The organism is Solwaraspora sp. WMMB762 (genome assembly GCF_049179115.1).
In the GTDB taxonomy this organism is placed as follows: Bacteria; Actinomycetota; Actinomycetes; order Mycobacteriales; family Micromonosporaceae; genus Micromonospora_E.
The window spans coordinates 3,325,890-3,346,883 of record NZ_JBMHMD010000001.1 but is presented as its reverse complement, the minus strand read 5'-3'; the positions used below and the strand labels follow the sequence as shown (position 1 = coordinate 3,346,883).

25 protein-coding genes and 1 pseudogene are annotated in these 20,994 nt (G+C 69.6%); 14 read left to right on the top strand and 12 right to left on the bottom strand.

Annotation, left to right across the window (positions count from 1 at the left end; translation table 11 throughout):
• Window positions 1-8 precede the first annotated feature (8 nt).
• Both ACN27J_RS14800 and ACN27J_RS14795 read right to left on the bottom strand, forming a co-directional pair.
• The gene (locus tag ACN27J_RS14800; RefSeq protein ID WP_421366834.1) at window positions 9-557 is read right to left on the bottom strand and encodes a 2'-5' RNA ligase family protein; all 549 of its coding nucleotides are present in this window, start codon (window positions 555-557) and stop codon (window positions 9-11) included.
• 140 nt (window positions 558-697) lie between these two features.
• Complete coding sequence (locus ACN27J_RS14795; protein WP_421366833.1) at window positions 698-2,029, bottom strand: hypothetical protein; 1,332 nt, start codon at window positions 2,027-2,029, stop codon at window positions 698-700.
• Between the two features lie 938 nt (window positions 2,030-2,967).
• Here ACN27J_RS14795 and ACN27J_RS14790 point away from each other — a divergent pair.
• From ACN27J_RS14790 to ACN27J_RS14770, 5 genes are all read left to right on the top strand, one after another.
• Window positions 2,968-3,381 (top strand): DivIVA domain-containing protein, encoded by a 414-nt coding sequence (locus ACN27J_RS14790; RefSeq protein ID WP_421366832.1) that lies wholly within the window; start codon window positions 2,968-2,970, stop codon window positions 3,379-3,381.
• Between the two features lie 34 nt (window positions 3,382-3,415).
• Complete coding sequence (locus ACN27J_RS14785) at window positions 3,416-3,673, top strand: hypothetical protein (RefSeq protein ID WP_421366830.1); 258 nt, start codon at window positions 3,416-3,418, stop codon at window positions 3,671-3,673.
• Complete coding sequence (locus ACN27J_RS14780; protein WP_421366829.1) at window positions 3,637-3,927, top strand: flavin reductase; 291 nt, start codon at window positions 3,637-3,639, stop codon at window positions 3,925-3,927. Before ACN27J_RS14785 ends, ACN27J_RS14780 begins: the two co-directional genes overlap by 37 nt.
• Entirely contained in the window at window positions 3,924-4,652 is a 729-nt protein-coding gene (locus ACN27J_RS14775) for a GOLPH3/VPS74 family protein (protein ID WP_421366828.1), read from the top strand. Before ACN27J_RS14780 ends, ACN27J_RS14775 begins: the two co-directional genes overlap by 4 nt.
• Window positions 4,653-4,721: 69 nt before the next feature.
• A complete protein-coding gene (locus tag ACN27J_RS14770; RefSeq protein ID WP_421366827.1) occupies window positions 4,722-5,570 on the top strand; it encodes a hypothetical protein in 849 nt (282 codons plus the stop codon).
• 47 nt (window positions 5,571-5,617) lie between these two features.
• Here ACN27J_RS14770 and ACN27J_RS14765 read toward each other — a convergent pair whose 3' ends face one another.
• Entirely contained in the window at window positions 5,618-6,052 is a 435-nt protein-coding gene (locus ACN27J_RS14765) for an NUDIX domain-containing protein (RefSeq protein ID WP_421372236.1), read from the bottom strand.
• Between the two features lie 380 nt (window positions 6,053-6,432).
• On the opposite strand from ACN27J_RS14765, the gene ACN27J_RS14760 reads away from it, so the two are divergent.
• Window positions 6,433-6,765, top strand: a complete 333-nt coding sequence (locus ACN27J_RS14760) for a hypothetical protein (protein WP_421366825.1) — start codon at window positions 6,433-6,435, stop codon at window positions 6,763-6,765.
• Window positions 6,766-6,861: 96 nt separating this feature from the next.
• Here ACN27J_RS14760 and ACN27J_RS14755 read toward each other — a convergent pair whose 3' ends face one another.
• Window positions 6,862-8,049: a Clp protease N-terminal domain-containing protein gene (locus ACN27J_RS14755; RefSeq protein ID WP_421366824.1), complete on the bottom strand. Its 1,188-nt coding sequence runs from the start codon at window positions 8,047-8,049 to the stop codon at window positions 6,862-6,864.
• A 378-nt stretch (window positions 8,050-8,427) separates the two neighbouring features.
• Between ACN27J_RS14755 and ACN27J_RS14750 the strand changes: the two genes are divergently transcribed.
• Entirely contained in the window at window positions 8,428-10,197 is a 1,770-nt protein-coding gene (locus tag ACN27J_RS14750; RefSeq protein WP_421366823.1) for a hypothetical protein, read from the top strand.
• Between the two features lie 86 nt (window positions 10,198-10,283).
• Here ACN27J_RS14750 and ACN27J_RS14745 read toward each other — a convergent pair whose 3' ends face one another.
• Together ACN27J_RS14745 and ACN27J_RS14740 are read right to left on the bottom strand one after the other, a co-directional pair.
• Window positions 10,284-10,634 carry a toxin-antitoxin system HicB family antitoxin gene (locus ACN27J_RS14745; protein ID WP_421366821.1) on the bottom strand — a complete coding sequence of 117 codons (351 nt, stop codon included), beginning with the start codon at window positions 10,632-10,634 and terminating at the stop codon, window positions 10,284-10,286.
• A gap of 283 nt (window positions 10,635-10,917) precedes the next feature.
• A complete protein-coding gene (locus tag ACN27J_RS14740; protein WP_421366820.1) occupies window positions 10,918-12,078 on the bottom strand; it encodes an FAD-dependent oxidoreductase in 1,161 nt (386 codons plus the stop codon).
• Between the two features lie 91 nt (window positions 12,079-12,169).
• Between ACN27J_RS14740 and ACN27J_RS14735 the strand changes: the two genes are divergently transcribed.
• On the top strand, window positions 12,170-12,793 hold the full coding sequence (locus ACN27J_RS14735; RefSeq protein ID WP_421366819.1) for a TetR/AcrR family transcriptional regulator: 624 nt from the start codon (window positions 12,170-12,172) through the stop codon (window positions 12,791-12,793).
• A gap of 69 nt (window positions 12,794-12,862) precedes the next feature.
• Here the strand turns inward: ACN27J_RS14735 and ACN27J_RS14730 are convergent, their stop codons facing one another.
• On the bottom strand, window positions 12,863-13,438 hold the full coding sequence (locus ACN27J_RS14730) for a GIY-YIG nuclease family protein (protein ID WP_421366818.1): 576 nt from the start codon (window positions 13,436-13,438) through the stop codon (window positions 12,863-12,865).
• A 135-nt stretch (window positions 13,439-13,573) separates the two neighbouring features.
• On the opposite strand from ACN27J_RS14730, the gene coaD reads away from it, so the two are divergent.
• On the top strand, window positions 13,574-13,999 hold the full coding sequence (coaD, locus tag ACN27J_RS14725; RefSeq protein WP_421366817.1) for a pantetheine-phosphate adenylyltransferase: 426 nt from the start codon (window positions 13,574-13,576) through the stop codon (window positions 13,997-13,999).
• Window positions 14,000-14,035: 36 nt separating this feature from the next.
• Window positions 14,036-14,440 carry a DUF6578 domain-containing protein gene (locus ACN27J_RS14720; RefSeq protein WP_421366815.1) on the top strand — a complete coding sequence of 135 codons (405 nt, stop codon included), beginning with the start codon at window positions 14,036-14,038 and terminating at the stop codon, window positions 14,438-14,440.
• A 35-nt stretch (window positions 14,441-14,475) separates the two neighbouring features.
• On the opposite strand, the gene ACN27J_RS14715 is transcribed toward ACN27J_RS14720, so the two are convergent.
• From ACN27J_RS14715 to ACN27J_RS14705, 3 genes and pseudogenes are all read right to left on the bottom strand, one after another.
• Window positions 14,476-14,661 (bottom strand): suppressor of fused domain protein, encoded by a 186-nt coding sequence (locus ACN27J_RS14715; protein WP_421366814.1) that lies wholly within the window; start codon window positions 14,659-14,661, stop codon window positions 14,476-14,478.
• A gap of 70 nt (window positions 14,662-14,731) precedes the next feature.
• Window positions 14,732-14,794, bottom strand: a pseudogene (locus ACN27J_RS14710) (suppressor of fused domain protein); the annotation flags it as partial.
• Window positions 14,795-14,902: 108 nt separating this feature from the next.
• Window positions 14,903-15,847 carry an alpha/beta fold hydrolase gene (locus ACN27J_RS14705; RefSeq protein WP_421366813.1) on the bottom strand — a complete coding sequence of 315 codons (945 nt, stop codon included), beginning with the start codon at window positions 15,845-15,847 and terminating at the stop codon, window positions 14,903-14,905.
• A gap of 63 nt (window positions 15,848-15,910) precedes the next feature.
• Between ACN27J_RS14705 and ACN27J_RS14700 the strand changes: the two genes are divergently transcribed.
• A complete protein-coding gene (locus ACN27J_RS14700; protein WP_421366812.1) occupies window positions 15,911-16,894 on the top strand; it encodes a helix-turn-helix transcriptional regulator in 984 nt (327 codons plus the stop codon).
• Here the strand turns inward: ACN27J_RS14700 and ACN27J_RS14695 are convergent.
• Window positions 16,866-17,363 carry a YcxB family protein gene (locus ACN27J_RS14695; RefSeq protein WP_421366810.1) on the bottom strand — a complete coding sequence of 166 codons (498 nt, stop codon included), beginning with the start codon at window positions 17,361-17,363 and terminating at the stop codon, window positions 16,866-16,868. The two genes, ACN27J_RS14700 and ACN27J_RS14695, sit on opposite strands and share 29 nt — an antisense overlap.
• A gap of 44 nt (window positions 17,364-17,407) precedes the next feature.
• Complete coding sequence (locus tag ACN27J_RS14690) at window positions 17,408-18,091, bottom strand: alpha/beta fold hydrolase (protein ID WP_421366808.1); 684 nt, start codon at window positions 18,089-18,091, stop codon at window positions 17,408-17,410.
• Window positions 18,092-18,195: 104 nt separating this feature from the next.
• Between ACN27J_RS14690 and ACN27J_RS14685 the strand changes: the two genes are divergently transcribed.
• From ACN27J_RS14685 to ACN27J_RS14675, 3 genes are all read left to right on the top strand, one after another.
• On the top strand, window positions 18,196-19,116 hold the full coding sequence (locus ACN27J_RS14685; RefSeq protein ID WP_421372234.1) for a helix-turn-helix transcriptional regulator: 921 nt from the start codon (window positions 18,196-18,198) through the stop codon (window positions 19,114-19,116).
• A 176-nt stretch (window positions 19,117-19,292) separates the two neighbouring features.
• Window positions 19,293-20,198, top strand: coding sequence for an ABC transporter ATP-binding protein (locus ACN27J_RS14680; RefSeq protein ID WP_421366806.1), 906 nt, complete (start codon window positions 19,293-19,295; stop codon window positions 20,196-20,198).
• Complete coding sequence (locus ACN27J_RS14675; protein WP_421366805.1) at window positions 20,198-20,959, top strand: ABC transporter permease; 762 nt, start codon at window positions 20,198-20,200, stop codon at window positions 20,957-20,959. The genes ACN27J_RS14680 and ACN27J_RS14675 overlap by 1 nt, the downstream gene beginning before the upstream one ends.
• Window positions 20,960-20,994 lie beyond the last annotated feature (35 nt).

Genomic DNA, 20,994 nt, shown 5'->3' with positions numbered 1-20,994 from the left:
CTACGTAACTACTGGAACGGGACTTCAGCCTGCTTGGATGCGATATAGCGGTGGCCGCTGCGGTACAACTCGACTAGGTCGATCGATCGGATGACTGTCGCGACCGGACTGAGGCGTCGAAGGCTGGCTACCCGCTGGACAAGGGGCCGCGCGTCGGCTGGGGTGTTGTGGTACGCGATGCTGACGTGTGGGACGAACCTGCTTGCCCGTTCGGGTAGGGCTGTCGGGCCGCGTACCTTGGCGATGGACTCTCGGATGAGATCACGGAGCCTGCTGACCGGCTCAGGTGGACCGACACTGAAGCGGACTGCTCCGGGCGACCCGGCAAGCGGGCCGATCTCGACAGGGATCGCGGGGAGATCGGCGCAGCGTCTACGTACGTCGTTGACCACTGCTGCGGCCACGTCGGGTGAAACTTCGTCGGTGAAGGCGAGTCGCTGCATCGTGATGTGCAGGCTCGTTGTCGGGACCAGGTCGATATTGGGTAGGTCGCGCAGCTGCTCCTGGCAGCGGGTCGCGAGGTCGGCAAGCGCCGGGACGTGCCCGAGCATCACCATCCAGTGGTAGGAGCGCCGGCCAGGCGTCCACCCCGGGCGGTCCCAGTGGTTGACCATCCGTTGGACCTGTTGGAACTGCGCCCACTCCTGGTCGGCCCAGGGGCGTTCGCGGTCGTGGGCCGGCGCTTCGGGCTGGGCCGTCATCGGTTCCCTCGGCCTTCGCCGAGCCACGTGTGCACCTCGTCAACGAACGACTCGGCGCAGGGTCCGTCGAACTTCTCCCTGACCATCGTGGCGAGGTCGCGGGTGCGCTGACGTATCGACTCGATCTGGTTGTCCTGACAGGCTCGCATGGCTTGGCGGGCGACGTCGGTGGCCTGTTCGACGTCGGGTCTGTCCCCGCCTGCCAGTGCGGTCGCCAGGTCCAGCCGGACCAGGGCCTGGCTCCACACGGAAGGTGACGTGTCGACGATCGTGACCGCGTGGCCTGCTAGGTGGAGAACCTGCTCGGTGCGTCCCAGCGCCAGGTACGCCGTCGCCGCGTTCGATGCCACCCGTGCCTCGCTGTAGAGGCCGAACGAGACACACGAACTCATGCCGGGCTCGGGTGACAGGTCCGGAAGCACCTCGTAGGCGGTGCCGATTGCCTGTTCTGCCTCCTGCTTCTGGCCGAGCTTCGCGTGCGCTCGTGCCTCGCCGTTGACGGCGAGGCGTACGGCCTGTGGTCCGCGGCCGGCGAACCGGCGGCCGTCCACGGCGTAGGCGAGCGCCTTGCGGTACTGGCCGTCGTAGAACTCGGCGAAGCTCTGCGTGCCCCGTACCCATGCCTTGAGTTCCCGGTCCTCCGTGTAGTCGGCGAGCTGGAACGCCTCGATGCCGTAGGCCCGCGCCGAGCTGAACCGGCCGAGATTGACCGACATGTAGCTGAGCAGCCCGGAGAGCTGCCCAGCGATGGCGAGCAGCCGTGCGCTGTACCGGGGCTGCATCCGGAGCGGGATGAGGCTCTGCACCCAGCGTCGTTGCCGCACCACGTCGGCGGCCAGCGTGAGCGGCCCTTCCTCCTCATAGCGTGCGACGACATCCGAAACGTAGAGATCCAGAGTGTCCAGCAAGGCGTGGTTGACGCTCGCGTCGTTGTTCTCGCGAATCCGGGCCAGGATGACCGAGGGCTGCTCGACCAGCCCTTCGGCACTACCGACGCTACGGGCAGCGGGCACAACTCTCCTGTTGCCGGAGACGGCGCTGATCTCCGATTCGACAACAGCAGCATCCTGCCGTACTACCGCGCGTGGGTTGCGGAATCCGAGTTCGTCGTCGGTGTCGGCGTTGAGGGCGATGCGCAGGGCGGTGCGGTAGTCGTCGGCGGGGTAGCGGATCTTGCCGTTTTCGAGTTTGCCCAGGTAGTTGGCGGTGAAGGCACTGTGGGCTGCTTGTCCGGGGTCGGGGTAGAGGATCTTGTTGACTGCCTCGGCGAGTTGCCGGCGGGTCAGGCCCAGGCGTTCGCGTGCTGCGGTGAGCGGATGGTTCTGCATGACACCCCCGAAGTGTGGCGCACGATCTGATGCGTGATGCGGCGAACTGCCTGTGGCGGTAATCGATTTTGGACAGTATCCCACCTGGTGAATGCCGCCTTCAACCATCTGCGTCGAGCAATTCCTGACCCTGCCAGGGAATACGCCAACGAGGAATTGTCAAGAGGGGAGGCAGGGGATGGTTCCCGCAACGGGAAGCATCCCTTCCAGTAGTGCGGGAGCGTCGCCCCGTCCCGGCCGGGACGCCTACCGCCGCCGGTCAGTCATCGGCCACGGTGTGTGCGGGGTTCGGCACAGACGCCGTACCGCTGACGTTGCCGGACCCCGACGCGGCCTGCCGCCGCCGGAAGCCCCCGTGACCGGCGGCGGCAGGCCCCGCGAAAGCCCAGGCCCACCGGCCAACACAGTGGACGTACCAGGAAAGGGGTTGTGATGCTGGACGCGGTGCGTGCCGCCCCGGTTGCCCGACGACGAGGTCCCGGTCGTGCCGGAGGATGCGCTGCCGGATGTCGGCCATGATGCGCCGGTAGTGCGGCTCGAACTGACGTGCGGGCATGCCGAAATCGTGCCCCAGCTCGGTCTTGCGGGAGACCTGCCGGGGTGGCGTCGATCCCGTGGAGCGGCGCTCAGCTGCTGCTTCGACGGTCGGCGCTACCTCGGCGAACCCCATCGACGCCCCGGCCGACCGGTGCAGCGGCACCGTCGGCCACTGCACGTAACCCAGAAGGAATCCCGACCTCCGGCGTTCGGCGGAACGTGAGCCGCCGGACGCCCGTACCAGCGGCCCCGTGGGCGTACCGCCGTTTGTGGCTGCGTGTGCAGGGCGGGTGGCCCGACCTCCGCGCCCTCCGTTCGGGGTCGGGCCGCCCATCCCAGGCTTCCCCACCGAACCGCGATGTAGCGGCGATCCCGTGACCTTCGAAAGGGCGGTCCCACCCGTGCGCAGACTTCTCGACCTTGTCCTGTTCCCCCGGCGTACCCGGCGGCAGGCCCGGCTGCTCGCCAGCCTCGCCAACCAGACCCGGCCGCCCGCCCGGCCTCCCGCCGCTGCTGCTGGCGGCGGGTCGCGTCCGCCGGCCCGGCACGGTGCCAACGCCGGCACCCACCTCTACTACGGCGCCAGTGTGGTGCGGCCGTCGATCAGCCCCGGGCTGGTCCGCGACCGGCGGTTCCCGGTCCGCACCCGGCGCGGTTGCGACCCGACCGAGGTACGCGCCTTCCTGTACCTGGTCGCCGACGAGTTGACGGCCGTGCGGGCCGAGTTGGCGGCCACCCGGGACGAGAACGTGCGGATCAAGCAGGCGTTGCGGGACTGGCAGTCGCAGCAGTTCCAGGCCCGGACGGTCGGCTGAACACTGTGGACGATGCAGGGAGAGGGGTTCGTTGATGCTGGATGTGGTGCTCGCCGCCACCATCGCGGTGCTGGTCGGCGCGGTGGTCGGGTTCAGTTTGTGTCGGCATCGGCACCGCTGGTGTCCCGGCTGCGGCCGTACCCTGACCTGCCCGGCATGTCCGACCGGCGGGCTGCTGCCCGCGCAGGTCGAGGCGGCCGGGCGTCGGTGGGCGCCGCAGCCGGCGCGGACCGTGACCCTGCGGCGGACCTGGGTGTGGCCCGGCCGGTCCCGGCGGCGGGCCGGGCGGTGACCGCGCGGGTGGTGGCCGTGGTGGGCCGGGTCGGGCATGTGGCGTGGCGTCCGTCGTGGCGGTGCCGGGCCTGCCGCCGGCCGTGGCCGTGCGAGCCGGCCCGCGCGGAGCTGATGGCGAGCTTCGACCGGATCGGCCGCTGCATGTACGTCGCCGAGCTTGCCGCCGAAGCCGCCCGTGACCTGCCCGGCCTGACCCCTGCGCAGACGTACGCGCGGTTCATCGCCTGGGCGCGGCGGCGGGAGCCGGCATGACGGTCTACCGCACCCAGGCCACCACGCCCGCCGCCGCTGTAGCTTCCGGTGGTGGGGTGCCGGTGCCGGCTGCGGCGGTACGGGGCCGGTCGCCGCTGCTGGCGGACGAGTTCTTCCTGTTGGCGCATGATGATGTGACGGGTCGGCCGCGTCTGCCGGCCGGGCCGCTCGGGTACGGTCTGGCCGCCGCCCTGCTGGCCGACCTGGTGGACGCGGGCGCGGTGCGGGTGCACGATGGCCGGTTGTGGCTAGCCGCTCGGCACGTACCGGTGGACGCGCTCGGCGGCTGGGTCCTGCGCTGGCTGGACGCGGAGCCGAGGCACCGGCGGGTGGGGACGTGGTTGGCGTTGCTGGCGCCGCGGGCCCACGGCCAGGTCGCGCGGCGGCTGACCGCGGCGGGCGTGGTCCGGCCCCGGACGGTACGCCGCCGGCTGCTGACCACCGCCGTGGTCCATGTGCCGGCGGACATGAACCGGGCCGCCTGGGCCTGGGCCCGTCTGACCGTACGCCTACAGCGCCGCGAGCCGTTGCCGGCGTTTGAAGCGCGGCTGGGCGGGCTGTGTCTGGTGACCGGGCTGGACGACTTCGTGCTCACCGGCCTGCCGGCGTCGGCCCGCCGGCATCTGCACCGGGAGACCGCAGCCCGGTTGCCGGCCGAGATCGCCGAACTGTTCACCATTGCCCGCCACCGCCTCAACGGCGCCGCCCACCGCCGCCGCCACTGACCATCCCCACCACATCCCCTTGACAAGCGGGCTCGACGCTCGGCGGCAGGAGTTTGACATCCTGGCGCCATGGCTGACCGGGAGCGGTTCCTGAGGTTCGACCACGAGCATCGAGATGGGCTGCACGTCTACGTCGCTCGTCCGACCGAGGCGGAGCTGCCTGGCCCGGCGTGGACCGGCTTGTGGGAGCAGGACTATCCCGAGGAGCCGTACCGGAACCCGTGGCGTCGGTACGCGATCAACAACAACGACGGGGAGGCGCTCGCGGTCTGGCGGGCGTTCGCGTGGGCGCTCACCGCAGGCCGGAGTCGGTACGCCATACCCGCCTACTACCGGGATCAAGCAGCGCAGCTCCTCGGCATCGACCGGGAAGCGGTGCAGCTGGTTCGCTGGGAGTACGAGGTCGACTCTGAGTCCTCCGAGTGGCCTGCGGCCGACGTCGGGTTCGTCCCTGGCCGAGCCTGCGTCCCAATGCGGCCACCGCCGGATCAGTGGGAACGCGACCACGCTGGGTTTGCTGGTTTGTTCACGCTCGACAGCTTCGACGATCTCCTCAACCTGCACCTGGCTGTCGCGGGCGATGCCAGCTCGGAAGTCACGCTCTTCGCGCTCTCCGACCCAGACCGGGCCGAGCTGCTGGCCGCAGCCCTCAACCAGGATGACCGCCCAGACCTGGCGGACATCCTCCAACCCGGTGACATCTTCGTGGACTTGACGGTGGCTCACGATCTCGGCTTCACCAGCACGCTCACGGTGAAGGCTACCGAGGCGGTCGAGGAGATCGACCAGCTTGCTGACCACTTCAGCCAGGCGTTTCGCCGCTACCTGGGGAAGCTCGACCGGATTGACAGCTTTGGGGAATTCTGCGAGGCAATCGACGATCTCCTCGCGCCGCCCCACGCAACACGCGCCTCCTGACGGACGGCCCAGCCGTGGCAGCGATCCACCCGGCCGCCTGCCATCGGTCAACCTGCGGTGATCAGCTCGCGGTACAGCGGAGAGTCCAGGAACCGCGGGACGATCTCGCCGTACGCCCGTCCGAACTCCAAGGTGCGCACGTCGGTGCCGGCCACGAACCGCATCGCGGCACCCTCCCCGCAGACCACATCCTCGTCCGTGGCGTCGGTTGGCGCGTAGAAGATCGAGAACTCGCCGACCGCGCCGGGGAACTTCGCCGACGGGGCGAGGCCCCGCCAGAACAGGCGCAGCTCCTGCACCGTGAGGCCGGTTTCCTCGATCAGCTCCCGGTGAGCGGCCGTCAGCGGATCCTCACCCGGATCGACGTTCCCGCCCGGCAAGCACCAGCGGTACGGGTCGACGCTGGTATTGCCGTCACGGAGCTGCAACAACAACCGACCTGCCGGATCGACCAGGATCACGCCGGCAATCCGAGCATCCACTCGTACGGCCACTCGAGCAGCCTACTGCTGCACGCCGAAGGGTGGCGTCGATCCGGTGGAGCTGCCGGTCGGCCGGATACGGTGCTGCCATACCGTTGGAATGGTCGCTGAGGAAGTGAGCGAGGCTGACCTCGTGGAGGATCTACCGGGCCTGGCCGTCGCCGACGTCCGTGTGGCGTTGCGCTCCTCGGCAGAGCTTGGCCCGTCTGGCCAGCGGACGCTTGCTGCCCGTGCGGCCGGTCGGAGCGGGCACGACGACATCTCCGAGCGCGTCGAAGAGTTGCTGCGCACTGGAGCCAGTACGCCCCGTCGGTATGAGTGGATCGCGGTTGATCCAGCTCAAGCGTGGGGAGCACCGGATCTCACCGAGGAGGGACTCGATGGACGGTGACAAAGGTCTGGACCGCGCAGAAGAGCTGGTCCTCTGCCCCCTGGAGGATTCGCCGCTTCCCCTGTGGGAACTCGGCTGGGACGAGGCCGAGTCAGCGAGTTGGTTAGCTGAAATCCTCGGGCCGGGCCTGGTCTCGTTGGTGGCCCGAGGCCTCGTCGAGGTGCGCAGATTCGACGGCTGGCCAGCCGAATGGGATCACGGCACCCTTGTGGCAGGTGACGAACTGCTGCGAGAGATTGGGCGCGCCGAAGCTTGGCGCGACGATGGAGGACACAGGGTTCTCGCGGCGCACATCACGAGAGCCGGCGTCAGGTTTCTGTGACCCTGGCTGTCCCCGGAAGCCGTTCCTGTCTCCAGCTCAGCCAAGAGAACGGGTAGCCCACGCCTCCGCAACGGGAACAGTGTCCTGCTCGGTTCGTCAATCTGGCCGTACGGATGTCTGTTCGAGGATGGCCTCGGGGTCGGCACCGAGGCTGCGCAGTAGTCGAGCGGCTGGGCCGTCGCGGTCCCGCAGGATGCCCGCCAGCAGGTGTGTCGTGCCGGCGAACGGGTGACCGGACTCCCGTGCGGCCATGCTCGCTGTACGGAGTGCGGATTCGGCATCGGGATCCAGCGGCGGTGCGGTTCGACTGGCCGTCGGTCGTGGCGGCGACCCCACCGCAGCCGGCTCGGCAACGGCCTGCGGCGTGTCCGGCGAGCGGGCAGCGGCGACGGTCGCGGCGAGCAAGGTGACTCCCTGTGTACGCAGGATCTGACCGGCTGTGTTGTGCTGGGCGACCGGCTCCGGCAGGTCCACGCCGGCAGCGTGTAGCTGCTCGTGCAGGTCCAGGATGCTCAACAACACCTCGACGGTGCCGGTGCGCGTGCGGCCGAGCCGGATCGCCTGCAGGGCGGCCTCCCGCTCCACGATGGTCGGAATGACATGTCCGTAACGGGTGCCGTGCCGACGGAACGGGCGGCGCAGCAGGAAGTATCCGCCGGTAGTCACGACGGCATTCCAGAGAACCCGTGGCACGGCAGGCATCGTCGTTGGAAGAACGCCCAGCGCCTTGAGCATCCCCGGGGCCCAGTTCGGTGGAGAGTCGCCAGCGCGGTACCGGGGCGACTGCCGGCCCAACAGGCGATCATCACCGTGGCCGGGCACCCACATCTGCTCGGCGAGCCGGGCGGCGGCATTACCTGGTACGGCGTACATCGCCGCCAGGAGATGGCGGACCCCGGCGGGCACCCCGTGGAGGCGGCTCGCCTCGTGTACAGCCTCGTAGACGGCGTGCCGGACCAGCCCGGAGAACACCGCCTCGCCGGGACCGCCGTCGTGGGTCGCCTCCCGCAGCGCACCCTCGGCGAACAACTCCACCTGCTGATCGAACTCGGGGAACAGACGCGAGCGATGCGGCGGCGGCTCATCGTCGACCGGTTCCGGCCCCTGTCGCCAGTCCCGTGACCACGGCGGCGGGAAGTGGCGCAGCTCAGAAACTCGGATCACACCCCGGCGCAGCACCTCGGCCGAGCTCACCACCAGCTGCCCGCCGCGGACCGTCCGCCGGTAGGCGCTGGCCAGAGTCCCCACCAGGCTGCTACCCGGCCGTACGCCTACCGCGTCCATGGTCCAAGTATCGCGACCATGAGCAACCGAGCTCCTTGACGGAGTGCCGCTCCTATCCTGAGCCGAGTTGCGCAGGAGTACGTAGCCGGCGGCGATGGATGGCACAGCGAGGTGCTTCTCACCTGGCCCGTTCAGCGGAGTTGTGGGTGATTTTGTGGAATTGTGCAAGTCGACTTCTGGGCGGAATGCGGGATGGCGTGGCTTGGCCGGCAGGACTACAGTGGCCAGCGTCGCGCTCCCGTCGTGGCGCGGTTGAATTCTGACGTTCGCGCAGCTACTGAATGCGGGCTTCTACTGCGCCGCAGGCGTCAAACCGTTCACTCCGGCCTCGAACGCCGACGGCGGCTGCCAGTGAGTCCCCTTGCAGGAGGAGAACGCATGCAGGACCCATCGGACTCGATGGAGACCGCCGAGCCCGGACACGGCGCCGGGAGCAGCTCCGTCGACTCATCTGCGGTGGACGATCCGACAGCCGACACGGCCATCGACTCGACGACGACACCGATGGTCCTGGCTGAGGTGTTCCCCGGAGCTGCTGTCGTCTTCGGTGAGGTCCCAGCGGAGCTCAGACCCGCCCTGATCGACTTTGGCCTTGTGTCGGCCGCTGACCGCGAGCAGATCTCGACCGTTCTGGCCTCGATCGGAAGCACAGCGGCCGTGGCCGGAAACCTCAGGAACGCATTTGCCAGCGCGCAGGGGCTTTACCGGGTCAGCGGCGAGACCCAGGCACTGCTGAGGGCCGGTGCAACACTTGCCGTCAAGGATGGCGCTAACCTCGGAGCGGTGATGACCCCTGGTCGCATCGTTGCTCAGGCCCGCTTCATCCCTGTGACTGCGGCGAGCGCGGCGCAGATCGCGGCGGCGGTCGGGCCGGCGCTGGCCATGGTCGCCCTTCAGATGCAGTTGAGCGAGATCACGGGCCTCGTCAGGACCAACATCGCGCTGACAAGTCAGGTGCTCACCGCCATTCGCAACGAGCAGTGGGCCGAGCTGACCGGGCTCGTCGCCACCGTCGAACGCGCAGTTGACCACGCACGAGAGATCGAATCGGTCCCACCGTCCTTGTGGGACAGCGTCGCGGGCAGCGAAGCCTCACTGCGCAAGCAGCTTGAACTGTACCGAGGGAATGTCCGCGGCCACGTGGCGCAGATCGCTCGGACCGAGGTACGTCGCGGCCGTGAGTATCTCCAGACGAACGCGGAGGCGATCGTCTTCGACGCCTATGCCCTCCTGTCCTCCGTCAAGGCGTGGACCGGGTATCAGGCGCTGCGTGTCGGCAAGGCGAGGGCAGCCGGCCGCGATGACGCTGACGAGGCGCGGCTCGTCGACGTCATCGTCCGCGACACCCGTACGGAGCTTGACTCCGCTCTCGCCGAGACGACGAGTCTCGTCGACTCGCTGACGCGGGAGCTACGAATCCTCGCCGAGCTCCCCGGCCGCGACACGCTGCCGCTACCGGGGAAACGGAAGGACTCGATCGCAGCCCGCCAGACCTCCGCCCGCCTTCTCAAGGCGATCGAGCCGCTTGCCGATGCTCTGCATCCGCCAGCCCCTCCGCTTGAGGCTCCGGGCGTCGTCTGCGCACCGAAATCGCTAGATATCGAGCCGTACCTCCGCATTCTGCGGTGGTTCCTGGAGGACGATGAGACCCTACGTGTCCTCGGCCTTTCCGACCAGCTCGACGGTCTCGGCTCGATCTCGGCGATCTTCAGCGGGGCAAAGGACAGGTTTGCGGTAGCGAGGGACAAGGCGGCGGCAAAGACACTGGTCGCCGTCACGGATCGTCGCATCATCACGGCCATGACGAACGCGTTCCTCGAGCAAGGCGAGATCCGTGAGGACGTCCCGGTGGACCGGGTGCGATACGTCCGAGTACCGACGCTGCAGGACAAGAGTGGGCGCTTGGCGGTCGACCTCATCACCCGCGATGAGAACATCCGGTGGCTCTTCCACGCCGACATCGACAGCACCCAGGTCGACATGCTTGCCGCCGTGCTCGCGGAGTCGATGATGATCCCGGACATTGAACGCGATGAGCTTCAACGGCGGCACCACGCCCCCGTTGAAGCGAGTCGGAAGGGCAGGAGTGCCGGCACGGCGTCTATTGAGGCGACTGGACCCGATCTGACGACCTGCGATGTGGAGTAGGCCTCGAGCCAGTTGACGAGGGGCCACCCCGATCACGCCACCAGCGGCGGGATGCCGGTGCGGCTTGGTCGCCTGTAGCTCTATGTTCAGGCAGCGTTGAGCTTTCGCAAGACGTACTGGTTGAGGCTCATGCCGTCCTCAGCGGCGCGGATAGCGAGTTCGCGGTGCAGGCTCTCTCCGACGCGGAGGTTGAACTTGCCTGAGTAGCTGCGGTCAGCGAACGGCTGCGGCACCTGCTCGCCCTGCGCCCCCATGTCGGCGAGCACTTCACCCGGGGCTACGAGCCGGGAGCGTGGGAGGCATCCGTCGTGGTGAGCCTCGACGCCGGCGAGGACATGCGCCGCCTCGCCGCAGAACTCACCGAGCTGGTCTCGTAGCCCTCCACAGGTGGCCGTCACCCAGCCGCGCCGCTGATGAAGGGGCGCATGGTCCAGCACGGTGTGATGGCTGCGGGTATCTGGCCGGCGGCGAGGACCCATTCGTCGCCGAGCGCGCCGACGACAAGGTCACCAACGTTGAACCGTAGGACCAGACCGGCGCAGGTCAGGTCGCCTGTGGCGCACCAGGGTTCGCCCGTCGACATCTCGGCCGCCCGGTGCCCCCAGCATCCTCGGCCGTCTGCGTACCCGGTCGTTTCGAAGGGGCGGGCTCACCGTATGCAACTTTCCTGACCTTGTCCTGTTCCTTCGGCGTATCCGGCGGCGCTGTGTGGCTCCGGTGTCACGCGCGGGTGCGCGCTGCGGAGACGGTCGGCTCGTAGTCGTACAGGTATCCCTGGGTCCGCTCGTAGAACGGCAGGAACAGGCGCATCATCGCGATGTCGACGTACCGCTTCACGGGTCCGGGCTTCTTGCCGTCGCGGGCGTCGTCGGCGTGCTTGAGCAGCCTGTTGATGCGCGGGCGGCGTTCCGCGTCGTAGGCGGTGAGCGCTGCGGGAATCGTCGGCGCGGTCCGCAGCGCCGCCGCGATCACCAGGGCATCCTCGATGGACATTGAGGCGCCCTGCCCGACACCGACCGGGTGGGCGGCGTCGCCGATCAGGACGACGCGGTCGCTGTGCCAGGTCCGGATCGGGTCGCAGACGTGCATGTGGGTGGCCGCGAGCACCTTCGTGGTGGCCGCGAGGACGGCCGACGGCACCGCCTCCGGGAACAGGCCGGGCAGGACCCGTCGCCATTGCGCTTCGTCGACGCCGCGCAGCGGGGGCGGCACCGGATCGGCGATCTGGGCCGCCCACCATGCGGTCTGCTCGTCGACGGTGCTGTAGACGAAGACGCCGTTTCGCCCCAGGGTGAGGTTCCAGATGCCGACCTCGGTGGCTGTGATCGTGGCGGTCCCGGCGACCCCGTAGAGCCCGGCGTATTCGGCGCGCGGCGCGGTGGGGTCGAGCAGCCCGCGCACGGTGGAGTGGATGCCGTCAGCGCCGACGAGCAGCTCTGCGGTGTCGCGTCGGCCGGAGGCGAACTCGGCCGTCACGCCGCCCGGCGTCTCCTGCATGGTCACCAGGCGCTTGCCGGTGACGAGGTGCGCGCCGGCGTCGAGGGCGGCGCGCCGCAGGATGGCCACGAGCTGTCCGCGCATGAGGGTCACGCTGCGCAGCGGGTCGGCCTGGCGGCGCAGACGCGGTACGTCGCCCAGCTGGCGTCCACTCTCGGTGAAGAAGCGCATCCGGTCGATCTCGTGCCCGGCTGCCTGCACCTCGCGCAGGCAGCCGAGCTTCTCCAGGCCACGTAGGCCGTTGACCGCGAGGCTGAGGTGGCCGCCGACGTCCCCGGCCGGGTCCTCGTACGCCTCGTAGACGGTCACGTCGTGGCCGTCGAGTCGCAGGGCGAGCGTGGTGGCGGCGCCGGCTATCCCGCCGCCGATCACGATCGTACGCATGAGACCTCCCTGAACCACGATTCACTGAATCTGATTTCAGTGAAAGTATGTTCGATACGATGGCTCGGGTCAACAGGCGATGGAGGACGGGATGGCGCAGGGCACGGCCGGCACACGGAAGGCACGGGCAGCCGAGACCCGCGTTGCGCTGCTCGACGCCGCACGGCAGTTGTTCGGCGAACGCGGCTACCTCAACACGAAGATCACCGACATCACGGCCGCCGCCGGACGCGCCACCGGTTCGTTCTATGAGCACTTCACCAGCAAGGAGGAGCTGCTCAAGGCGCTCCTCGCCGAGCTGGAGGAGGCGGTCGACGCACGCGTCGCCGGCATGGAGCACCCACGCGAACATGACCTGACCGACCGCGATCAGCTGCGCGACCACCTCGCCGCCGGGTGGACCGTGCTGCGCGACAACCGCCCGGTGGCGGTCGCGGTGTTCCAGTCGATGGTGGCCGACGACCCCGGCTCGGGCCGCGCCTGGCGCGACCTGCGCGAGCAGACCGCGACCATCCGCGAGCATCTGGAGTATCTCGCCGAACGTGGACACCGGCTGCCCGGCGATCCGGAGCTCGTCGCGGCAGCGATCGGCGCGATGCTCCTCACCCTCAACCACGCGCTGCTCAAGACCCCGGACCCGGCCGATGACGACCGCGTGGTCGACACTCTCACCGATTTCACGCTGCACGGGCTGGCCGGACCGACGACCACCTGAACCCGAGGCGATTTTGACGTGCTTGGGCCTCACCCCGACGCCGCAGTTCGTCGACGGCGGCGGATGTGGCTAGACCGGGCGGCTGCTGGAGTTGTACGAGCTCCGGGCTGCGACCACGGCCGCCTGGAGATGCTCGGGCTCGACGCCCTTCACGTTGAGCGGCGGGTGCAGGCGCCGGACAAGTTCGGCCTCGACCGTCTCCGGCTCCGCGACCTCCGCCCAGGTCAGGCGCAGATGCGCGTGCATCCAGGCGGTCAGCCGGGTCTCATCCTCAGGGATCAGGACCACCCGATCGGTCCAGATCGTCCGGTACCCGTACCCCTCGGACACCAGAAGCCCGGCCAACGTACGCCGCAAGGTCGAGCTGCCCGAACGCCTCAGATGGTTGCGCAGGATCCGGCTCCGCAGGCTGGTCGCCTTCCCGAGATACAGCATCCGTAGTGACGGGACGCTGTCATTCGGCGGCCCGGGGAGGTCGGGGAAGCTCGACGGAGCGGCCCACCAAGCGTAGACGCCGCTGCCACGGCTGAGCCGCTGGACGGCAACATCGAGTCCGGCCGGCACGCCGGAGAGCCGTCGCATGACCTCTTCGACCCGGGCTTCGTCGGTCGGGCCGTCGCCGGCTCGCATTCCGGGGATGGCCATCGAGCCATGGTAGGCGTCCCTCACACTGACGGACTAACCAGCAGGCTGCGCGCTACGGTGGCCGACTGACGGCCGGTGCTCACCCTCCCGATTGGAGTCGCCGAGACGGCGGCACCGGAACGTACAGTGGTGCCGGTGCGCGGTTCGTTGGCGGTCTATCCCGGTACGTTCGACCCGTTCACCCCGGGGCACCGCGACCTGGTGGCCCGCGCCCGGGTGATGTTCGATTGGATCATCGTCCTGCTGGCGGTGAACGCCGACAAGCAACCGACCGCCGAGGCCACGGCCAGGGCGGTACGCGTGCGCGACGCCCTCCCAGCGGACTGGGACAATGTCGAGGTCGACACCTGCGCCGGCCTGACCGCTGCCTACTGCCTGCGCCGTGGCGCCACAGCCATCGTCCGTGGGGTGCGTACGGCAGCGGACCTCCACTACGAGCAACAACTTGCCGCGATGAACGAGCGACTCGGCATCCAGACCGTCTGGTTGCCGACCCGTCCGCAGCTGGCCGCCACCTCGTCCACCGCCGTACGCGCTTACCGTTCGGCGCAGTCGGCCTGAACCGAACGCCGCAGACCGGGCGCGACAATGGCAACCGTGGAGAAGACGGTGTGGCTGGACTCCTGGCAGATGCAGTGCTGTGGGGAGCGGTTCGAGCCCGGCGATGAAGTTTCGTGGACGCTGCGGGACCCGAACGTCGAGTGGCTGTCGGAGGTGCTCGGCCCGGACCTGGCCGCTCGCATCGATGCGGCCGAGGAACACCACGGCGGCATCGATGCGTCGGCGTGGGTGACCGTCGGGACCGTAGCCTCCATCCAGACAGTGCACTGCCGGTACGCCCCTCGCCCGGACGGGCCGGACAACTACCTGCACCCCGTTCCCGACTCCGGAGCAGTTGGCGCGGTCAGCTCCGCGGATGGCTGGCCGCCCGAAACCGAGGACCTCAGGTTCGTCGGCTACGTGGTCCAGCTGACCGGAGTCAGGACCCGACCACCCGCTTAGTCGCTAGGTGTTGGCCATCGCGTCGGCCCGAGCGGTCAGGCGTACGAGGATCGCTGCGGGTCCAACAACTCGGTGACGCCACCACGGTCGAGGATCTCGATGAGTGCGTCCGTACCGTGTTCGATCTTGACCGCCATCTCGTCGGCGTGCAGCGGGACCAGCGCCAGCAGGGCGATCCGGCTGCTGTCGGGGACGGCGATCGTCCTGGCGTCGGGAGACACCCGCAGCATCGGCCGGCGTGACGACAACCCCGGCGAACGGCGTGCCCTCCGCGTACGGTCGCGGAGGGTCGCCGTTCGGCACGGAGTGCCACTCACCGATCCAGGTGCCGTACTCGTGTGGCAGCCGGGCCACCTGCCTGAGGACGTGCAACGGCCACCCCGTCGCGTCATCGGCAGTTCGCTCATCCCCGAGGTGATCAGCGTCGGCCCCGGAGCCTAGCCGGGCACGTCAGGCGACGGGTCAACGGACGCGGACGGTGCCGTCCTGCTGCGCCAGCCACTGCAGGATCGCCTGGGTAGTTTCTTCCGGCTTCTCCTGCTGGATCCAGTGGCCGCAGTCCAGGGTGACGACGTCCACGTTGGGCACGAACTCCGCCAGCCGGTCGGACTTCGCGATCGTGTCCCGGTCGCCGTAGATCATCAGCGTGGGCTGCTGGATGATCGGGTCGACGTCCGCCAGCAGGTGCCAGTTGCGGTCGAGGTTGCGGTACCAGTTGATGCTGCCGGTGAACCCGGTCGACTCGAACGCGGAGACGAAGACGGCCAGTTCGCTGTCGCTCATCACCGGCTCACCGAGCGGTGTGTCCGCCCTGGCCAGGTCGATGAACGCCATGCCGGGCTGAGGTTCCCTGAGCGGCAGGTTCTTGCGGTACAGGTTGCGCAGGAACTGGAAGGTGTTCTCGTCGAAGACGGCGTCCGCGACACCCGGCTGTCGGTTGAAGTGGACGAAGTAGAAGTCGCCGCCGAGGATGGCTTCCATCAGCTCGATCCAGGGTGTCTCCCCACGCTCCTGGTACGGCAGGCTCAGGTTGATCACCTTGTTGACGCGGCTCGGATGCAGCAGGGTCAGCCCCCAGACGACCATCGCACCCCAGTCGTGGCCGACGAAGGTGGCATCGTCGTATCCATAGTGATCGAGAAGCGCGACGAGATCACCCGACAGGTGCGCGATGTCGTAGTCGGTCACCTCGGCCGGGCGCGACGAATTGCCGTAGCCGCGCTGGTTCGGGGCGATGACGTGGTAGCCCGCATCGGCCAGGGCAGCCATCTGGTGGCGCCACGAGAAGGCATGCTCCGGCCAGCCGTGACAGAGCACGATCGGCTTTCCGGCGTTGCGCCGGCCGGCTTCGAAGACTTCGAGCTTCACACCGTTGACGGGGACAAGACTTGGTTCGGGAAAGTTCATGCCGCCATCCTGCCGACCATAACCGGTCACCTCATGACCGGTTTATCTGACAATCTTGGCGGCATGCGAACCGACCGGCTGGTGGCCGTACTCCTGCTGCTACAGCAGCGCGAGCAGGTGACGGCGGCGGAGGTCGCCCGGGAGCTGGAGGTCTCCGAACGCACCGCCCGCCGCGACCTCGACGCCCTGGCCATGGCCGGGGTGCCCGTTTACGCCACGCAGGGCCGAGGCGGCGGCTGGCGCCTCGTCGGCGGTGCCCGTACCGATCTGTCCGGGTTGACCGCGAGTGAGGCCCGCGCCCTGTTCCTGGTCGCCGGCCCGGCCTCGGCCGCGACACCGGAGGTGAAAGCAGCGCTGCGCAAGCTCGTTCAGGCCCTGCCGGAGCCGTTCCGGGCGCAGGCGCAGGCAGCAGCGTCGTCGATTGTCGTGGACCCGCAACGATGGGGGACGAGCCGGATCGACCGCCCGCCGCCGCGCTTCCTCGACGAACTGCAGGACGCGGTGATCCGGGGCGTCCAGGTGCGGCTCGGCTACGTCGACAGGACCGGCTCCGTAACCGAGCGGACCGTCCACCCGCTGGGCATCGTCGCCAAAGATCCGTGGTGGTACCTCGTCGCCACCACCGAGACCGGCCGACGGACCTTCCGGATCGACCGCGTCTCGTCCGTCGACCCGACCGACGATCCGGTGCACCGACCCGCGGACTTCGACCTTGCCGAGAGCTGGCGGGAGATCTCCGACGAGGTCGACCGCCGGCGGACGCCCGTCGAGATCCAGGCGGTCTGCGCACCAGACGGGGTCGGCAACCTGCGGATGGCGCTCGGCGACCGGCTCGAGGTGGGTGGCCCCACGGCCGACGGCCGCATCGAGGTGGTGATCCGCGGCTACAGCGAGTACACGCTCGCCGGCGAGCTCGCCTGGCAGGTCGAATGGCTGGAGGTGACCGGCCCGGCCGGTGTGCGGGACCAGCTGGCCGCGATCGGCACCGCACTCGTCGAGCGGTACAGCCGAGGCCCCGTCACCCGGTCTGGAGCAGGCCGCGACTGACCATGAAGTCCCGCAACGTCTCGATGTCCTCCGTGGACATCAACTCACGGGGGATCACCGTCGCCGGCATCCGGCCCACGTACACGATCCAGAAGCCCGGGGTGTCGAGCACCTTGCTGACCCTGTCCCAGGCGATGTCGCCGAACTCCGTACCGCTGCGCATCGTGATGGTGTCGTCGGTGATGTCGTAGCCGCCGTCGACCGCGTACTCGCCGGACCTGCGCCGGGCGCGCGACCGCACCCACGGCCCGTACAGCATCGACAGCACCCCGGCGGTGACCAGCGACATCCACAGCAGCGAGAACTGCTCGCCCCAGCCGTACTCCCGCGAGGCGACGAACGCGGCCACCCCGGTCACCGCCAGGATCGCGCCGATGTAGCCGAACTTGGCTAGCCGCACCCGGCTGAGCGCGGCGGCCGCCTTACCCGGGTAGTCGGGATCGGCCGGGACGTCGAATCGGATGCGCACGCCAGCACGATAGTGCCCGTACCCGCCAACGCCGCTGTCCGCGGCTAGACCTCGGTGAGGATCCGGGCGAGCTCGGCGGGTCGGGTGAGCATCGGCCAGTGCCCGGAGTCGATGTCGACCAGGTCGAGGTCCTTGGCCCGGGCCAGCTCGGGGACCTGCCCGGCCGTGATCATCTCCTGCGCCTGGGCCGGCGTGAACTCCGGGCACACCAGCACGACCGGTACGTCGAACCGCCGCTCGTCGGTCAGCCGTACGACGCCTTTGGCCACGCCCTCGGGGACCGGGACTGCCGCCGCCGCGAAGTCCCGCCGGGCCTGCTCGTCCAGGTCGGCCGCGTCCGCGCCGTCGAACGGCTCCCAGCCGGGGAACGGCACGACACCGGCGTCGACCTCGAAGAAGTCGGCGTACGTGTCTCCGTCGACCGCCGGGACCCCGCCGATCAGCACGACCTTCGCCACCCGCTCGGGTCGCGCGTCGGCCGCCATCCAGGCCAGGCTGCAGGCCGCCGAGTGGCCCACCACCACCGACCGGCCGGGTCCTGCGTCCACAGCGGCCAGCACCGCAGCCACTTGGTCGGCGAGTGTCGCCGAGGTGTTCCCGTCGCCCTGCCCCGGCAGGGTCACCGGCACCGGCCGCCGGTCCATCTTCTCCAGCTCGGCGGCGACGTCGGTCCACGCCGACCCGTCGAGCCACAAGCCACCCAGAAGAACGATCTGATCTGCAGTCATGGCGTCAACCTAACGGCGATTCCTGACGTTCTACTTCCGGTACTGTCTGCGCTGTGCGCACCGGACCGAGCCCGACCGCCCGCGCCGTCCGGACCCTCGAGATCCTGCGGGAACGCCCCGGCACCACCGCCGACCAGCTCGCCGCCGCGCTGGGCGTGACCGAGCGGGCCGCGCGACGCTACATCGGCATCCTCCGCGAGGCCGGCATCCCGGTCGAATCGGTCCGTGGGCCGTACGGCGGCTACCGGCTCGGCCGGGGCACCCGGCTGCCACCGGTGGTCTTCACCCAGGAACAGGCCCTCGGCCTGGTCATGGCCGTACTCGACGGGCAGCCGGCCGCGATTGACCCCGACGACCCGATCGGCGCGGCACTCAGCAAGGTCATCCGGGCGCTGCCGGACAGCGTGGGCCGGCAGGCGGCGGCACTGCGGGGGTACGCCTCGGCCACCCCCGACCGGCATTCCGCCCGCCCCGACCCGACCATCACCAACGCCCTGGTCACCGCTGTCGCCGACCGGCGTCGCGTCGCGATCACCTATCGCGGCGAGAGCGGCGGGCAGTACGACGCCGAGGTCGACCCGTGGGCGGTCGTGGTCCGGCACCGACGCTGGTACCTGCTGTGCCACTCGCACCGCGCCGACGCGGTCCGCACCTACCGGATCGACCGGGTCCGGGCCGTACGGCAGCTGCCGCACGGCTTCACCCCGCCCGACGACCTGGATCCGGTCGCCGCCCTCGAAGCGCATCTCGGCGTGGGCTGGCAGTACCCCACCCGGGTCGTGTTCCACGCGCCGCAGGAACGGGTCGCCCCGTGGATCCGGCCGCCGATGGGCCGCCTCACTCCGGACGGCGACCGGTGCGTCCTGGTCGGCAGCACCCGCAACCCCGCCATGTACGCCCAGGAATGGCTGGCCATCATCCCGTTCGACTTCACCGTGGAGCAAGGCCCCGAACTGCGGGCGGCCGTCGCCACGGTCGCGGCCCGCTTCAGCGCGGCACTCCAGCCCCCGCCGCCCCGGACCTGATCAGGGGATGATCACCTCGCCGCCCCGCACACCGCCCCGGGCCAGTCGCTCGTGGGCGGCCGCCGCGTCGCCGAACGGGTACACGGGCGTCAACCGGTCGGTGGATACGCGGATCGACCGACCTCGGTGCCGGCTGGCCGACCCGGCAACCCCCGGCGGCGGCCACGCTGGTCCCCATGGACATCATCGAGGTGGCGAGACTCCACAAGCGGTACGGGGACACCGTCGCTGTCGACGACGTGTCGTTCACCGTCGAGGCGGGCGAGATCTTCGGAATCCTCGGCCCGAACGGCGCAGGCAAGACGACCACCGTCGAATGCGTCAGCGGTCTGCGTACCCCCGATCGTGGCCAGGTCACGGTGCTCGGCCTCGATCCGCGACGCGACCGGCGTGAGTTGCGGCAAAAGGTCGGGGTGCAGTTGCAGGAGCACCGGCTGCCGGACCGGCAGACGGTGGCCGAGGCGATGGATCTGTACCGGTCGTTCTACCGCGAGCCGGCCGACGGGCGGCGGCTGCTGGACATGCTCGGGCTCGCCGGCAAGCGCGACACCCCGTACCGGAAGCTCTCCGGCGGTCAGCAGCAGCGGCTGTCGGTCGCGCTCGCCCTGGCCGGTCGACCCACCGTCGCCGTGCTCGACGAGCTGACCACCGGGCTCGACCCGCAGGCCCGGCGGGACACCTGGGACCTGATCGAGCAGGTACGCGACTCCGGCGTGACGATCGTCCTCGTCACCCACTTCATGGACGAAGCGGAGCGGCTCTGCGACCGGCTCGCGCTGATCGACGCCGGGCGCGTCGTTGCGCTCGACACCCCCGCCGGCCTGGTCGCGTCCGTTGCGGCCGAGCAGCGGGTACGGTTCCGCCCGTCGGCGGCGCTGGACGAGCGGCTGCTGACCGACCTGCCCGAGGTGACCAGCGTCCAACGCCAGGGGCGGCAGGTGGTGGTGGCCGGCACCGGGAACCTGCTGCAGGCGGTCACCTCGGTCCTGGCCGAGCAGCAGATCGCCGCCGGGGACCTGCGGGTCGAGCAGGCCAGCCTGGACGACGCCTTCGTCGCCCTCACCCGGAGGAAGTCGGTCTGATGTCCGCCTTGTGCACCCTCACCGTCGCCGAGGCGAAGCTGTTCCTGCGGGAGCCGATGGCCGTCGTCTTCGGCGTGCTGTTCCCGACCGCGATCCTGCTCGGGCTCGGTGCCGCACCGGCGCTGCGGGAACCGTCGCCGGAGTTCGGCGGGGCGCGGTTCATCGAGCTCTGGGCACCGAGTGCACTCGTGCTCGGCCTCGGCATCGTCGGACTGCAGCACCTCCCAGGGGTGGTCGCCGGCTACCGGGAGCGGGGCATCCTGCGGCGGATGTCCACCACCCCGGTCCACCCCGGTACGGTTCTGGTGGCGCAGCTCGTCGTCGCCCTGGCGGCGGCGGTCGTGGCGGCCGTACTGCTGATCGTCTCGGCCTGGTTGGTCCTCGACGTGCCGCTGCCGCGACACCCGGTCAGGTTCGCCGTCGCGTTCCTGCTCGGCTTCGGCGCGCTCCTGGCGATCGGCATGCTGATCGCCGCGGTCGCGCCCACATCCCGGGTCGCCACCGGCCTGGCGATGGTCGGGTACCTGGTGACCATGTTCGCTGGCGGTGTCTTCCTGCCGCGTTTCCTGCTGCCGGGCTTTCTGATGCGCCTCGGCGAATACACCCCGCCCGGGGCACAGTCGCTGCTGTCCGCCTGGTCCGGTGACACGGTGGCGGCCGCCGGGCCGGCAGGCTCCGCGTACCTGCTGCAACTGGGGACAATGGCGCTGATCGCGGTCGCGGCCGGCGGGGCGGCGGCGAAGTCGTTCCGCTGGGAGTGAGCCGAAGGTTTTCTGGGGCAACGAGCCGAAGGTGT